13 protein-coding genes are annotated in these 12,690 nt (G+C 70.3%); 6 read left to right on the forward strand and 7 right to left on the reverse strand.

Going from position 1 to position 12,690, the window contains the following annotated elements; genetic code table 11:
* Nucleotides 1–165: 165 nt before the first annotated feature.
* From IEY81_RS03460 to IEY81_RS03475, 4 genes are all read left to right on the forward strand, one after another.
* Nucleotides 166–1,509 carry an FAD-dependent oxidoreductase gene (locus tag IEY81_RS03460; RefSeq protein WP_189117057.1) on the forward strand — a complete coding sequence of 448 codons (1,344 nt, stop codon included), beginning with the start codon at nt 166–168 and terminating at the stop codon, nt 1,507–1,509.
* Nucleotides 1,510–1,684: 175 nt separating this feature from the next.
* On the forward strand, nt 1,685–2,497 hold the full coding sequence (locus tag IEY81_RS03465; RefSeq protein WP_229787296.1) for a class I SAM-dependent methyltransferase: 813 nt from the start codon (nt 1,685–1,687) through the stop codon (nt 2,495–2,497).
* Nucleotides 2,498–2,528: 31 nt separating this feature from the next.
* The gene (locus tag IEY81_RS03470) at nt 2,529–3,254 is read left to right on the forward strand and encodes a Clp protease N-terminal domain-containing protein (RefSeq protein WP_189117058.1); all 726 of its coding nucleotides are present in this window, start codon (nt 2,529–2,531) and stop codon (nt 3,252–3,254) included.
* Nucleotides 3,255–3,340: 86 nt separating this feature from the next.
* Nucleotides 3,341–4,330, forward strand: coding sequence for a hypothetical protein (locus IEY81_RS03475; RefSeq protein ID WP_189117059.1), 990 nt, complete (start codon nt 3,341–3,343; stop codon nt 4,328–4,330).
* Between the two features lie 47 nt (nt 4,331–4,377).
* Here IEY81_RS03475 and IEY81_RS03480 read toward each other — a convergent pair whose 3' ends face one another.
* The 4 genes from IEY81_RS03480 to IEY81_RS03495 form a co-directional block, all read right to left on the reverse strand.
* Complete coding sequence (locus IEY81_RS03480) at nt 4,378–5,265, reverse strand: hydroxyquinol 1,2-dioxygenase (protein ID WP_189117060.1); 888 nt, start codon at nt 5,263–5,265, stop codon at nt 4,378–4,380.
* The gene (locus IEY81_RS03485; protein WP_189117061.1) at nt 5,265–6,317 is read right to left on the reverse strand and encodes a maleylacetate reductase; all 1,053 of its coding nucleotides are present in this window, start codon (nt 6,315–6,317) and stop codon (nt 5,265–5,267) included. Before IEY81_RS03485 ends, IEY81_RS03480 begins: the two co-directional genes overlap by 1 nt.
* Before the next feature lie 25 nt (nt 6,318–6,342).
* Nucleotides 6,343–8,133, reverse strand: a complete 1,791-nt coding sequence (locus IEY81_RS03490) for an FAD-dependent oxidoreductase (protein ID WP_189117062.1) — start codon at nt 8,131–8,133, stop codon at nt 6,343–6,345.
* Between the two features lie 122 nt (nt 8,134–8,255).
* Nucleotides 8,256–9,107, reverse strand: a complete 852-nt coding sequence (locus IEY81_RS03495; RefSeq protein ID WP_189117063.1) for an alpha/beta fold hydrolase — start codon at nt 9,105–9,107, stop codon at nt 8,256–8,258.
* Nucleotides 9,108–9,245: 138 nt separating this feature from the next.
* Here IEY81_RS03495 and IEY81_RS03500 point away from each other — a divergent pair, with 138 nt between their 5' ends.
* The gene (locus IEY81_RS03500) at nt 9,246–9,665 is read left to right on the forward strand and encodes a hypothetical protein (protein ID WP_189117064.1); all 420 of its coding nucleotides are present in this window, start codon (nt 9,246–9,248) and stop codon (nt 9,663–9,665) included.
* On the forward strand, nt 9,655–10,314 hold the full coding sequence (locus tag IEY81_RS03505; protein WP_189117065.1) for a hypothetical protein: 660 nt from the start codon (nt 9,655–9,657) through the stop codon (nt 10,312–10,314). Before IEY81_RS03500 ends, IEY81_RS03505 begins: the two co-directional genes overlap by 11 nt.
* Here the strand turns inward: IEY81_RS03505 and IEY81_RS03510 are convergent.
* Genes IEY81_RS03510 through IEY81_RS03520 form a run of 3 tightly spaced genes read right to left on the reverse strand, consistent with a single transcriptional unit; the run spans nt 10,286 to nt 12,595 of the window.
* The gene (locus tag IEY81_RS03510; protein WP_189117066.1) at nt 10,286–11,047 is read right to left on the reverse strand and encodes a hypothetical protein; all 762 of its coding nucleotides are present in this window, start codon (nt 11,045–11,047) and stop codon (nt 10,286–10,288) included. The two genes, IEY81_RS03505 and IEY81_RS03510, sit on opposite strands and share 29 nt — an antisense overlap.
* A 10-nt stretch (nt 11,048–11,057) precedes the next feature.
* Nucleotides 11,058–12,287, reverse strand: coding sequence for a hypothetical protein (locus IEY81_RS03515; protein ID WP_189117067.1), 1,230 nt, complete (start codon nt 12,285–12,287; stop codon nt 11,058–11,060).
* Nucleotides 12,284–12,595 (reverse strand): hypothetical protein, encoded by a 312-nt coding sequence (locus IEY81_RS03520; RefSeq protein ID WP_189117068.1) that lies wholly within the window; start codon nt 12,593–12,595, stop codon nt 12,284–12,286. The genes IEY81_RS03515 and IEY81_RS03520 overlap by 4 nt, the downstream gene beginning before the upstream one ends.
* Between the last annotated feature and the right edge of the window lie 95 nt (nt 12,596–12,690).

The following is a 12,690-nucleotide window of genomic DNA, read 5'->3' on the forward strand; positions in this document are numbered from 1 at the left end:
GTGGCAGAGATCACGCCGGCGACCACGCCCAGAACAAGAACACGTTCTAGAATTGAGCGTGAAACCCACGTGGACCTGCATAACCACCTGGTGGAACGGATTCGGAGGGTTACACGACCCCCTTTAGGCTTGCCTTAGTACATCCACGGAAGGTTGAACTCCCTTATGCGTGACATCCGCGTTGCGATCGTCGGTGCCGGCCCGGCCGGTATCTATGCTGCCGACATCCTCACCAAGGAGCACCCTGGCGCGCGCGTCGACGTCATCGAGCGTCTGCCTGCGCCCTATGGCCTGGTCCGCTACGGGGTGGCTCCCGACCACCCGCGGATCAAGGAGATCATCAAGGCGCTCAAGCGAGTGCTGAACCAGGATGCCATCCGGTTCATCGGCAACGTCGACTTCGGCACCGACCTCAAGCTCGACGACCTGCACCGCTTCTACGACGCCGTCATCTTCGCCACCGGCGCGATGGCCGACCGCGAGCTCAACATCCCGGGGATCGACCTGCCGCAGTCCTACGGCGCGGCCGACTTCGTCAGCTGGTACGCCGGACACCCCGACGTCTCCCGCGACTGGCCCCTCGAGGCCGAGGAGGTCGCCGTCCTCGGCGCCGGTAACGTCGCCCTCGATGTGGCGCGCATGCTGGCCAAGCCGGCCGACGAGCAGCTGACCACCGAGGTCTCCGACAACGTCTACCAGGGCCTGAAGAAGAACCCGGCCAAGACGATCCACGTCTTCGCCCGCCGCGGCCCGGCGCACATCAAGTTCAGCCCGATGGAGCTCCGCGAGCTCTCCCACTCGCCGTCGGTCGAGGTCGTCGTCGAGGAGGAGGGCTTCGAGATCGACGAGGCCGGCGAGAAGGCGATCCAGAGCCACAAGGCGACCAAGCTGGTCGCCGACATCCTCCTGAAGTACATGGAGGCGCCCGCGGGCGAGAAGCCCCACAAGATCGTCATCCACATGATGCAGAACCCCGTCGAGGTCGTCGGCGAGGACGGCCGCGTGGTCGCGCTGCGCAGCGAGAAGACCGAATACAACGGCGACGGCACCGTCTCCGGCACCGGCGTGTTCACCGACACCCCGGTCCAGGCGGTCTACCGCGCCGTCGGCTACCTCTCCGAGGCGCTCCCCGACGTGCCCTTCGACGGCGAGAACGGCGTCATCCCCAACGCCGGTGGCCGGGTCCTCGGCCTCAACGGCGAACACCTCGACGGCACCTACGTCACCGGGTGGATCAAGCGCGGACCGGTCGGCCTCATCGGCCACACCAAGTCCGACGCCAAGGAGACCATCGACAACCTCCTCCAGGACATCGACAAGCTCCAGCCGGCCGAGCACGGCTCGCCGGCCGCTGTCCTCGAGCACCTGTCCGGCAAGGGCGTCGAGTTCACCACCATCGAAGGCTGGGAGAAGCTCGACAACCACGAGCGCTCCCTCGGCGAGGCCCAGGGCCGCGAGCGGATCAAGGTCGTCCCCCGCGACGAGATGATCCAGATCTCCAACAACTGAGGCAGACGTACGCAGCGGGGCCGGTCATCCACACGGATGACCGGCCCCGCTCCGTTGTGGGGTCATGCCTCAGCAGAGAAGGGGTTGTAGACGTCGACCCCCGTCGACGCGAACAACCCACACTCCCCGTCAACTCACGGTTGACGCCCGGTCATCGTCAACCTAAGGTTGACGCATGGGCACCCCGAGATCCGCAGCAGCACACCATCAGCGGCAGATGGCCGAGTCGTTCGGCTCTGACGCCGACCGCTACGACCGCGCGCGGATGGACTATCCCGACGAGCTGATCGCTCGGGTCCTGGAGCTCGCCCCCGGTCCCGAGGTGCTCGATGTCGGGTGCGGGACCGGCATCGAGGCCAGGCAGCTCCAGGTGACCGGCGCCAACGTCCTCGGCGTCGAACCGGACGCGCGGATGGCGGCGTACGCACGCTCGCGAGGGCTCGTCGTCGAGGAGTCGCGGTTCGAGGACTGGGATGCCGCAGGGCGTACGTTCGACGCCGTCGTCGCCGCGCAGGCGTGGCACTGGGTCGACCCGGTGGCCGGCGCCGCGAAGGTGCGAGACGTGCTGCGTCCCGGCGGCCTGTTCGCAGCCTTCTGGAACGTCTATGACCCGCCCGCGCCGGTCGGCGACGCGCTCCTCGACGGTCTGAGCCAGGTCGCGCCCGACCTCCCCCTGGACCGCGAAGCGATGAAGCAGGCAGACAAGACGTACGAAGAGGGCGCCCGACAGGTCGGCGAGCGCTTCGTCGAGCTCGGCGGGTTCACCGAGCCGGAGCCCTGGCGGTTCTCCTGGTCGCGCGAGGTCACCCGCGAGGAGTGGCTCGACTTCGTGCCGACGCAGGGCTTCCTCACCCGTCTCTCCGCCGAACAGCGCGCACCGGTGCTGGAGCTGGTCGGCGCTGCCATCGATGCCCTCGGCCCCGGTGGCAGCTTCACCTTGAACACCGTCACGGTGGGCATCGCGGTCCCGCTGCAGCAAGAGCCATGACCCAGATCGTCCGAACACCTAGGAGAACAACATGACCGACACCCCAGACCCCGCCCTCAAGGCCGTACGCCTCGACACCCTCATCGACTCGATCAAGAAAGCCCGACCCGAACCCCTGGACCAGCTGGCCGACGCGATGGTCGTCGGCGAGCACCTGGGCGAGGTGGCCGACCACCTGATCGGCCATTTCGTCGACCAGGCCCGCCGCTCCGGCGCCTCCTGGACCGAGATCGGCACCCGGATGGGGGTGACGAAGCAGGCGGCGCAGAAGAAGTTCGTGCCCAAGGCGGGTGACCAGGCCCTCGACCCGAATGCCGGGTTCGCGAAGTTCACCCCGCGAGCCCGCACCGTGGTGGTCCAGGCCCAGGCGGAGGCCCGGAAGGCCGCCAACGCCGAGACCGGCGTACCCCATCTCGTCCTCGGTCTCCTCTCCGAGTCGGAGGGCGTGGCCGGCCACGCGATCACGGCGCAGGGCGTGACCATCGAGGCGGTACGCGAGGTGGCGACCGCTGCCGTGCCCGAGCCCTACGGTGAGGTCGGCGAGATGATCCCGTTCTCCGCCGACGCACGCAAGGTGCTCGAGCTGACCTTCCGCGAGGCGCTGCGTCTCGAGCACTCCTACGTCGGCACCGAGCACATCCTCCTCGCGCTCCTCGAGCACGAGGCCGGCTCCGGCATCCTGCACGACGCCGGGATCGAGAAGGAGCCGACCGAGCAGAGCATCGTCGAGATCCTCAGCTCTCTGACGCTCGGCTGAGCCTGGCGAGACGTCTCGCTACCTGATTCGAGGGACCTCCAGCGCCAGCCCCCCGCTGGCGCTGGAGCCCTGCTTACCTTTCGAGGATGTACCGGATCATCGCCCGCCTCGCCCTCGGCATCGTCCTGGCTGCCGCGGTGCTCGTCGTCCCAGCCACGGTCACGACGCCGTCGGCAGAGGCTCGCTGCCGCCCGGCGCTCAAGTCGTTCTCGCCCGCCAGGTCGACCGTGACCGGCGGCTCCTCGACGACCGCCACCGTCCGGCTCAGCTGTCGGACCCCGAAGCGGACGAAGGTGCGGCTGTGGGCCAGCACGGGCATCCGCGTCCCGGCGTACGTCTACGTCGCCCGCGGCCGGAGCACGGCCAAGGTCACCGTCCGGACCTCCGCGACGACGGTGCGCAGCACCGGCCGCCTCAAGGCCGTCCGCGGTCGGGTGGTGCGCCGGTCGACGCTCGTCCGCGCGGTCACCCCGTGCTACCCGACGCCGGTGCCGAAGGCGCTGTCGCTACCCGCCTATGTGCATGCCGGGCAGACCGCCACCGGCACGGTCACGCTCGACTGCGTCGCCAAGAGTTCGCTGGCCGTGACGCTCACCTCGAGCTCGTCATGGGTCAAGGTGCCGACCTCGGTCACCGTCACGAAGGGCCACCGGTCCGCCACGTTCAAGGCAGTGACGAAGGGCCCGACGACCGGCACGCTGCCGACGTTCAACGTGACCGTCAAGGCGATCCGTAACAAGAAGAGCGTCGCCCGGTCGATGCAGGTCAGACCGGAGATCCGCGCGTTCCGAGCGGGTGACCGCTACACCGTGAACGAGCCGCTGATGACGCCTGAGGGCAGCGAGGGCTGGGTGAAGGGCACGCTGCGGATCACCCTGGACCACCCGGCGCCGCCAGGTGGGCTCGACGTGAACAACTCCCACATGTCCGCCGGCGCGACCTGGATCGAGGCGGAGGTCTTCCTCATCGAGTACCCGTCCGACTCCCGCGTGACCGACCGCCTCACCATCACCGATTCCAGCGGCACGGTCCTTCTCCGGGAGGAGTTCACCTATGTGGTGCACCGGGCTCCGTAGCGACGCACGGAGGGGACGACCCGGCCGGGCGCTCCGCGGCGTCGACGCTAGACGCCGCTCGGCGCGAGGACGATGTCGAATCGCACCGTCGACCACGTGCCCTCGATGACTCGGCCGTCCGGTGTCGGCGTACCGGCGGGCTGCTGCTCGAACCTCTTGATCAGCGACTCCTTGACCCCGAAGACGGTGTCCTCCCAGCCGATCGGGTCGCCCTCGGGGAAGATGTGGGTCACCAGCGTGCGGCACCCCTCGTGGGTGACCATGAAGTGCAGGTGCGAGGCCCGCAGCGGTGAGCGTCCGACCGCGGTGAGCATCTTGCCGACGGGACCGTCGTCGGGGATCGGGTACGGCGTGGGCGTCAGCCCCCAGAACCGGTAGCCGCCCTCGGCGTCGGTGAACAGGTGCGCCCGGGCCGCCCGGGAACCGGCATCGCGCTGGACGTCGTAGAGGCCGTCCTCGTCGGCCTCCCAGACCTCGATCCTGGCCCCGGCCAGCGGCTTCCCGTCGGTGCCGGTGACCGTCCCGGTGACCCAGCACGGCTCGCCGGGGGCCCCGAAGGCCATGTCGCCGCCCAGCTCGATCGCCGGGGAGTCCTCCACGAAGAACGGCCCGAAGACGGTGGCCTCGGTCGCGTCCGCGTACGCCTCGTTGTTGATGTTGATCGTCTGCATCGAGGCGCCGAGGGTGTCGGAGAGGAGGATGAACTCCTGGCGTACGTCATCGGTAATGTGGCCGGCCTCGGTCAGGAACCGGATGGCCGCGCTCCACTCGTCCTCAGTCAGGCGGACGTCACGGATGAAGGCGTGCAGGTGACGCGTCAGCGACACCATGACCTCCTTCAGGCGCGGGTCCTCACAAGCGTCGAAGGAGGCGACGACGGTCTCGACGAGCTTCTCCTCGACCTCCTGCTGCTGGGGCGAGATCTCGGTTGTCATCAGTTCTCCTCTCCCGCCCACGCGGCGGTGAGCAACGCGGTCAGGTTCTCCTCCGTGACCGGGGTGGGGTTGTTGTCGGGGATCGCGGCCAGGATCGGGGCGACCGCGGCGGCGATGCCGTCCTCGGGCATGCCGTAGTCCTTGAGCGCCTTCGGCGCCGAGAGTCGGGTACGCAGCCGAGCCAGCCCCTCCACGGCGCTCGCCGCCCCGAAGGCCGCCGCCATCCGGGTCTCCGCCTCGGGCGCGGACGGCGCGTTGAAGGCGAGCACGTGCGGGAGCACGACCGCGTGGGTCTGGGCGTGCGGCAGGTCGAACATGCCGCCGAGCACGTGGCAGATCTTGTGGTGCATCCCGGAGCCGGCCGAGGCGAATGCCACCGCGGCCAGGTAGGCGCCGTAGAGCGTCTGCTCGACCCCGTCGACGCTCGCGGAGTCGTCGGCGACGAGCGGGAGACCGGCTGCGAGGCCACGGATCCCCTCGGCCGCGTTGACCTGGTCGATGGGGTCCACCCGCGGGCCCCACATCGAGTCGACGCAGTGGGCGAGCGCGTTGAGCCCGCTGGCGACGCTCATCTCACCGGGCAGGCTGGTCAGCAGCGTCGCGTCGTAGACGACCGAGCGCGGCAGCACCCCGCGGTCGACACCGGTGCGCTTCGTACCGTCCGAGGTCAGCCCCCACACGTCGGTCGCCTCCGACCCGGCGTAGGTCGTCGGGACGGCCACGATCGGCAGCCCGGTGGTGAGTGCGACGGCCTTGGCGAGCCCGGTGGTCGAGCCGCCGCCGACGCAGACCAGAGCGTCGGCGCCGGCCTCGGCCGCTCGCTCACGAGCCCGCTCCGCGACCGCGACCGGCACGTGCATCACCACCTCGTCGTGGTGCAGCACGACCGGCACGTCGGCCGTCACCCGAGCGGCGATCTCGGCCTCGCGCTCGCCGGCGATGACCATCACCCGCTGCGCGCCGAGCGTCTTGACCTCGGCCGCCACCGCAGCGGCCGCCTCGCCGGTGGCGAAGCGGACCCGCTGCGGCAGCGACTCGTGCGTGAACTTCATAGTTCCCCCCGTCGTCCCGAGCGGTTCAGGCCTTGCCGAGCAGCGTCGCGAGCGCCTCGTCGAGGGCCGCGCCGGGGTCCTCGGGCAGGGACATGGCGCGCCAGGCGATGTGCTTGTCGGGACGCACCAGGATGGCGCCCGACTCCTCGACCTCGCGGAGCTTGGCCCAGTCGAAGTAGAGGTCGGTGACCGGACGGCCGGGGCCGATGACGACGGTCTCGAGCGGGATGCCGAAGCGCGCCTTGGCAGCGGCCGCGGCGTCCTCCCACGCCTCACCGGCGACACCGGTGATCAGCGTCCACCGGGTGTAGGGCGCGAGGTCGAGCATGGCGTGCTTCTCCACGTTGTCGCCGACCCAGGCGTGCGGCAGGTGAGCGCCGGGAGAGGTCGACATCCGGTGGTAGAGGTCCTCGTCCTCGGTCGGGGCCGGGCGGGTGCCGTCGGAGATGACCGCGTTGGACTCGTAGAACTGGCCGAGCTCGACGCCGTGGGCGTTGAACTCGTAGTTCTTGCGCTCCATCGCGGTGACCAGCGCGGCCCGCTTGGCGGCGCCCTCGGGGGTGTTGGCCTTGCGCTCCTCGATGGCCTTGGCCATCTCCTCGCCCTCCAGGCCGACGACGCCGAGCGCCTCGAAGAGCTCGCCGAACTCGCGTGCCGACTGGTTGGCGCGGGTCACGATGCGCTTGGCGATCGGGACGCGCTCGGTCGAGTAGGACTCCAGCATCGACGGTGAGGCATAGCCCTGCACGACCGCAGCGAGCTTCCAGGCGAGGTTGTAGGAGTCCTGGATCGAGGTGTTGGAGCCGAGACCGTTCGACGGTGGGTGGCGGTGGAGAGCGTCACCGGCGCAGAAGACGCGGCCCTTCTGGGCGTGGGTCGCGTACATCTCGTTGACGCCCCACAGCGTGTAGCCGGTGACCTCCGGCTCCAGGTCGGGCATCCCGAGGAGGTCGCGGATGACCTTGACCGCGTAGTCCTCGGTCAGCTCGGGGGGCGGCTGGTTGATGTCGTAGCCCCACACGATCAGCCACTCGTCCCACGGGCGGACCATCCGGACCAGACCGGTGCCGATGCCGCCGACGTTCGAGCCCGGCTGGATGACCCAGTAGAGGACCGAGGGACGGTGATCGACGAGCTCGGACAGGTCCGCCTTGAAGGTGATGTTCATCGACCCGGCGATGTCCATCGCACCCTCCATCGGGAGGTCGATGTCGGCGCCGACCTGGGTGCGGGCGCCGTCGGCGCCGATGAGGAACTTGGAACGGATCTTGTACTCGTGGCCAGTCAGCCGGTCGCGGGCGATCGTGGTGACGCCCTCGTCGTCCTGGGTGTGGCTGAGGTATTCGGTGGAGAACCGCGTCTGGGTGCCGCGCTCGGTGGCGTTGCGGACCAGGATCGGCTCCAAGTAGGTCTGCGGGATGTCGACGGTCAGGCACGGCGAGGCGAGCTGGTAGTCGGCCTCGCGGTCGGGGCGGGTGCCCCAGGTGCGGATCCGGCCGATCTCCTCGCCGGCGATGCTCGTGCAGAAGACGGTGTCGCCGACCAGCTCGTGGGGCGTCGCGTCGGCGAGCACCTGCTCCTCGATGCCGAGGTCGCGGAAGATCTCCATCGCGCGCTGGTTGGTGATGTGCGCCCGCGGCGTGTTCGCGGTCCAGCGGTACTTCGTGATCATGATGTTGTCGACACCGAGCTCGCTGAGGAAGAGCGCGGCGGACGCGCCGGCCGGCCCGGAGCCCACGACGAGGACGTCGGTGGTCACCACGTCCTCGGTCTCGGGGACCTCGGTCTCCTGCTGGCCGTCGTCGAAGACTGGCATGTGTCTGCTCACCTTTCCGAGACCGCGGTGGGGTGAGTGATCGCAGTCTCAGAGAAGGTCATACCGCCCCGCTCGGACGCCTTCAAAGGTGGGGTCGCGGGTTGGCGGAAATGCGTACGCGTCTAGCGCCCGAGCCACTCCGTGACGGCCGCGACGGTCGATGCCGGCTTCCGGGCCCACTTGAAGTGGTCGATGCCGGGCTCGTCGAGATGTACGCGCCGGACCTCGAGCCCCGGCATCCGCCGGTGGATCTCGTCGACGGTCGAGCTGGGCGCCATCCAGTCGCCCTCGATGGAAATCATCAGCGCCGGCTTCGCGAGCGCGCGCATGTCCTCGGTGACGTCGCGGGCCGGACGGCCCAGCCGGAGGCGGCCGGTGCGGGCGTACCTGGACCATTCCTTCATCAGGGTGCGGGCCTCGCGGCCGGCGAAGCGGAGCTGCTTTCCGGGGAAGTGGCCGACGACCCGGCCGACCAGGCCCATCGCCTGGCTGGCGACCAGGAAGCCTGGGCCGTAGTTGCGCCAGTAGGGCGTCTGCGAGGCGACGTAGACCAGACCGGCGACCTGGTCCGGGTGGAGCGCGGCGTAGGCGCTGGCGGTCTGGCCGCCGAGACTGTGCCCGAGGACGTACGCCGCACCGGCCGAGGCCGGGACCAGCTCGCCGAGGCGCTCGACGGCGGCGGCCATGTCGTCGACCAGGTCGGCGTAGCCGAAGTCGTAGGACCAGCCCGGGACCCGACCGCCATGCTCCTCGTGGCCGCGCTGCTCCATCAGGCCGACGTTGAGACCGGCCGCGGCGAGAGCTGCGACGAGCTTGCCGTAGTAGCCGGCCGGCATGCCCATCGCGGGCACGACCAGCAGCGTCGGGGCCTCGGGATCGGCCGCCCGGGCCACCCTGAGCGTGAAGCTGGTGCCTTCGGCACGCTCGATCGAGTGGGTCTCAGAGGTCTCGGCGTGGAGGAGCGGGTCGGTCACAAGCATAATGTTACCCGTCAGTAGCAGCATACGCTGTGCCCGCGGCTGCCGTGGACCGGAGGAGGAGGGGTGCCAGTGCTACCGCCGATTCCGCCGGACTGGGACCGGATGGCCCGGCCACCTGGGGAAACGCTGTGGATGGCGATCGAGCAGCACGGCCTCGACAGCGACCGGTTCCGGGGGACGCTGGCCCACACGACCGAGCCGCTCGCTCCCGAGATCGGGCTGCGCGAGTGGGTCCACCAGACCGAGAACCTGGTCAGCAGGACGCTGCGCGACTATCTGCTCATCGACCTCGAGCGCCTGGGCGTCGCTGGGCTGCCCGGCGGCCGACGGCTCGCCCACCACACCGGGCCGGACGACGAGGCGCTGGTGCTGGAGCAGTGGTTCGTGATCGTCGAGCACGCGCACGGATCGGTCGGTCACACGCTGACCGCGACGCTGGCCACCGACCGCTACGACGCGGTGGCCGATGTCGTCGCCGCTGCCGCGCAGCAGTGGCAGCCGGCCGCGCTGAAGTCGGCGACGGATGCGGCGGTGAGCACCGATGCAGGTTGAGTTCCGCCCCGTCGACGGCGCCGCCCCGCTGCGGCTCGACTACGAGGTCTTCAACCACCTCCTCCGTCGAGACGCCGATCCGGCGGCGATCAGATCGGTCGTCGGCACGGTCCCCGCGGGCTTCGCGGACCTGGTCGACGCCCTGCGTGACGCCGATCTGACGGTGCTGGTCGACATCGCGACCGCACCGACCCGGCGCCGCCACCGGTTCGCCTACGGAGCCGCCTCCGGAGCGGCGCTGATCGCGGTGAGCGACAACATGCTGCGCCTGGTGCCCGCCTCGCGGGCCTTCGCCGCCTCGGGCCTCGCCCAGGCGGTCAGTCTGCGGCCCTTCCCGGACGCGGCCAGAGGCCCCTCGATGCCGGTCGACGGCCAGACCCTCACCGACGTCATCGCCCAGGACCGGACCCGCCGCTCGGACGCCCTGGAGCGGCTGCGCTCGGAGCTGGCCTGGCGCATCCGCGCTGCCGGGGACCACGAGCTCGACATCACCGCCGTCGTACGCCGCGACGTGCTGCTCACCTCCGGCGGCGGCGGTGCGGCGCTCGCGCCGACGAGCAGCAGCGCCGTGTTCCGGCAGCTGACCCGGCTCACCAGCCGACCTGGCGTAGCGCAGAGCCTCAGCGACGCGGCTCGTTCTCCGGCCTGATGCCGTCGGCACGGTCCCTGAGAAGCTCCGGGATGGCGGCGACCATCCCCGGGCGCTCCTCGTCGCGCGCCATCGCCAGGCCGTTGAGGATCACGTAGATCCCGTAGGGGTCGTCGAGGGAGGTCGAGGGCACGTCGAGATCGGGGCCTGCCGGCCGCCTGCCGAAGAGGATCCCTCGCTTCGTGTGCTCGTAGGACGCCGCTCCGTCGCGGCCGCGGACCCGGACGACCGGCGTCTGCGCGTTGAGGTCGGCCTGACTCACGTCGAGCACGTCGGCCCAGGCGATCTGGACGTCCTGCGCAGCCCCGCGCATCGCGACCCGGTGCGCGTCGATCTGCAGGCACGGTCGCCGGGCCACCCCCGTGAGAAGGTCGGGGACGGGGAGCAGCAGCACGAGCGCCAGGACGCCGAGGATCCAGCCGCTCGGACCGCCGACCGCGACGGCACCGACGAGCAGCAGGACGCCGAGCACCACCAGCATCGTCAGTGTCACGACCTGCAGCCGCCGCGTGAGCGAGAGTGTGACCGCGCCCTCGACGGCGGAGACGTACGCCTCCGGCCGCCGGGACCGAGGGAACCAGACGACCGCGCTGCCGGCGGCGACGACCAGGACGGCGAAGCCGAACAGGGCCATCCCCATCCGGTCTCCGCCGGACTGCGTCAGGGACGACGCCATCACCGCCAGCCCGACGAGCGCCAGGACCGCGACGCACAACGCTTTGAGAACGCGCACGAACAACCTCTCAGAAGATTCCGTCGATGAGATCGCCGCCCGCGTCCCACAGTCCACCGGCGGTGTTGGTCAGATCGTCCCAGCCGTCGCCGATCGCCTCGCCGACGTCGCCGATGCTGTCGACGCCTTTCTCGACCATCGAGTCGATGGCGCCCGAGGTCACGATGCCCACGCCGGTGCCGACGATGACACCGGCGACCGCACCCACCGCTGTCCCGAGGCCGGGCACAGCGCTGCCGCCGAGGGCGCCGACCGCGGCTCCTGCTCCGGCCGCGGCGGCGATGCTCGCGCCGATGCCGGCCGCGGTGCCGCCGGCGTTGGAGACCACGGCCTGCGTCGGTGACTCGCCGTCCTCGATGTCCGACTTGATGCCGTAGCCGAGCGCCAGCGCGCCGATGATGCCGCCGCCGATCTTCACTCCCGTGGGGAGCTTCGGGGAGGTGCTCTTGGCCTCCATGTCGTCGAGGTGCTGGAGGGCCTTCGCCTTGTCGTCGAGGTACTTGTAGAACGTGCCCTTGTCGCCGGCGAGGCGTCCGTCCTTGACCAGCTCGTCGAGGTGCTGGGCCGCCCGGCCAGCGGTCTCCCGGGCGGTCTTGGCCGCGTCGGCGTACCAGACCGCCATCCGCGCTGCGATCGCTCCGCCGCCACCGTCGACGATCAGGTTGCCGGTCAGCGTGACCAGGTTGGCGTCGTCCTTGGCGAGCTTCGCGGCGGCCGAGTCGAGGGCCTCGCGCCAGCCCTCGAGGTGGTCGTCGGTCTCGGTGGAGGCGGTGTTGTAGGCCGTCACCTTGTCCTGGTAGGCGTTCCAGGCGGTCACGCGGTGGTTGTAGGCGTTCATCGTCGCGGGGTCGACGTCCGGTGCGGGCTCGGAGCCGGGATGGGCGACCGCGGCCGGCTCCTGGATGGTGTCGCCGCTGACGACCAGCCCGGCACCGCGCGCGTCGTCACGGATCGTCGCCAGACCGTTCTTGGCGGTGCGCATCGCACCGGCGAGCACCTCGATGGTGGTCGCGGTCCCGCGGGCCGCCTCCTCGACCCCGTCGGCGCTGTGGGCGAGCTCGGTGGCTCGCTTGTGGAAGGCCTGCTCGCCCTCGCCCTCCCAGACGTCCTCGATCCGGCGGCGCCGCGCCAGGACGGAGGTGGTGAGGTCCTCGGCGCCGCTCGCGTAGGTCGACCTGAGCCAGGTCGCCACCGCCTCCAGCGCCTCGGGCTTCCCCTCGAAGGAGGTGTCGATGCTCAACCGGCCATCCCCTGTCGCAGGATCTTCAGGGCGTCGGCGGCGTCGGCATCGGCGTCGGCGAGCTCACCGCTGCACACGCGTACGGCGTCGCCGATCGTCTGCGCCTCGGCGGAGAGGCACATCCCGGCGTCGGCGTAGGAGGAGATCACGCCGCTGATCAGCATCGCGGCGGGACCCAGGTCGTCGAGGCCGGGCATGCTCTTGCCGGTCTTGTCGAAGTCCTCGCCGTCGGTGACCAGCCCGTCGCCGGCGGTGAGCATCGCCTCGTGGTTGGCACGGATGCCACCGCCGCCAGCAGCCTGGTTCATCGGCCCCGTCCTCCTGGTTCAGACAGCCTCGTCCCCGCAGCGTAATGGACCTGGCCACCCACAGCTGGACCCACCGTTTTCCACAGTCCGACCTC

This window comes from Nocardioides luteus (genome assembly GCF_014648595.1).
Lineage (GTDB): Bacteria > Actinomycetota > Actinomycetes > Propionibacteriales > Nocardioidaceae > Nocardioides > Nocardioides luteus.

What these genes read in the sequence shown, in the direction of transcription:
- IEY81_RS03460 (WP_189117057.1), top strand. Translation starts at nt 166, where the DNA reads ATGCGTGACATCCGCGTTGCGATCGTCGGTGCCGGCCCGGCCGGTATC.
- IEY81_RS03465 (WP_229787296.1), top strand. Translation starts at nt 1,685, where the DNA reads ATGGGCACCCCGAGATCCGCAGCAGCACACCATCAGCGGCAGATGGCC.
- IEY81_RS03470 (WP_189117058.1), top strand. Translation starts at nt 2,529, where the DNA reads ATGACCGACACCCCAGACCCCGCCCTCAAGGCCGTACGCCTCGACACC.
- IEY81_RS03475 (WP_189117059.1), top strand. Translation starts at nt 3,341, where the DNA reads ATGTACCGGATCATCGCCCGCCTCGCCCTCGGCATCGTCCTGGCTGCC.
- IEY81_RS03480 (WP_189117060.1), bottom strand. Translation starts at nt 5,265, where the DNA reads ATGACAACCGAGATCTCGCCCCAGCAGCAGGAGGTCGAGGAGAAGCTC.
- IEY81_RS03485 (WP_189117061.1), bottom strand. Translation starts at nt 6,317, where the DNA reads ATGAAGTTCACGCACGAGTCGCTGCCGCAGCGGGTCCGCTTCGCCACC.
- IEY81_RS03490 (WP_189117062.1), bottom strand. Translation starts at nt 8,133, where the DNA reads ATGCCAGTCTTCGACGACGGCCAGCAGGAGACCGAGGTCCCCGAGACC.
- IEY81_RS03500 (WP_189117064.1), top strand. Translation starts at nt 9,246, where the DNA reads ATGGCGATCGAGCAGCACGGCCTCGACAGCGACCGGTTCCGGGGGACG.
- IEY81_RS03505 (WP_189117065.1), top strand. Translation starts at nt 9,655, where the DNA reads ATGCAGGTTGAGTTCCGCCCCGTCGACGGCGCCGCCCCGCTGCGGCTC.
- IEY81_RS03520 (WP_189117068.1), bottom strand. Translation starts at nt 12,595, where the DNA reads ATGAACCAGGCTGCTGGCGGCGGTGGCATCCGTGCCAACCACGAGGCG.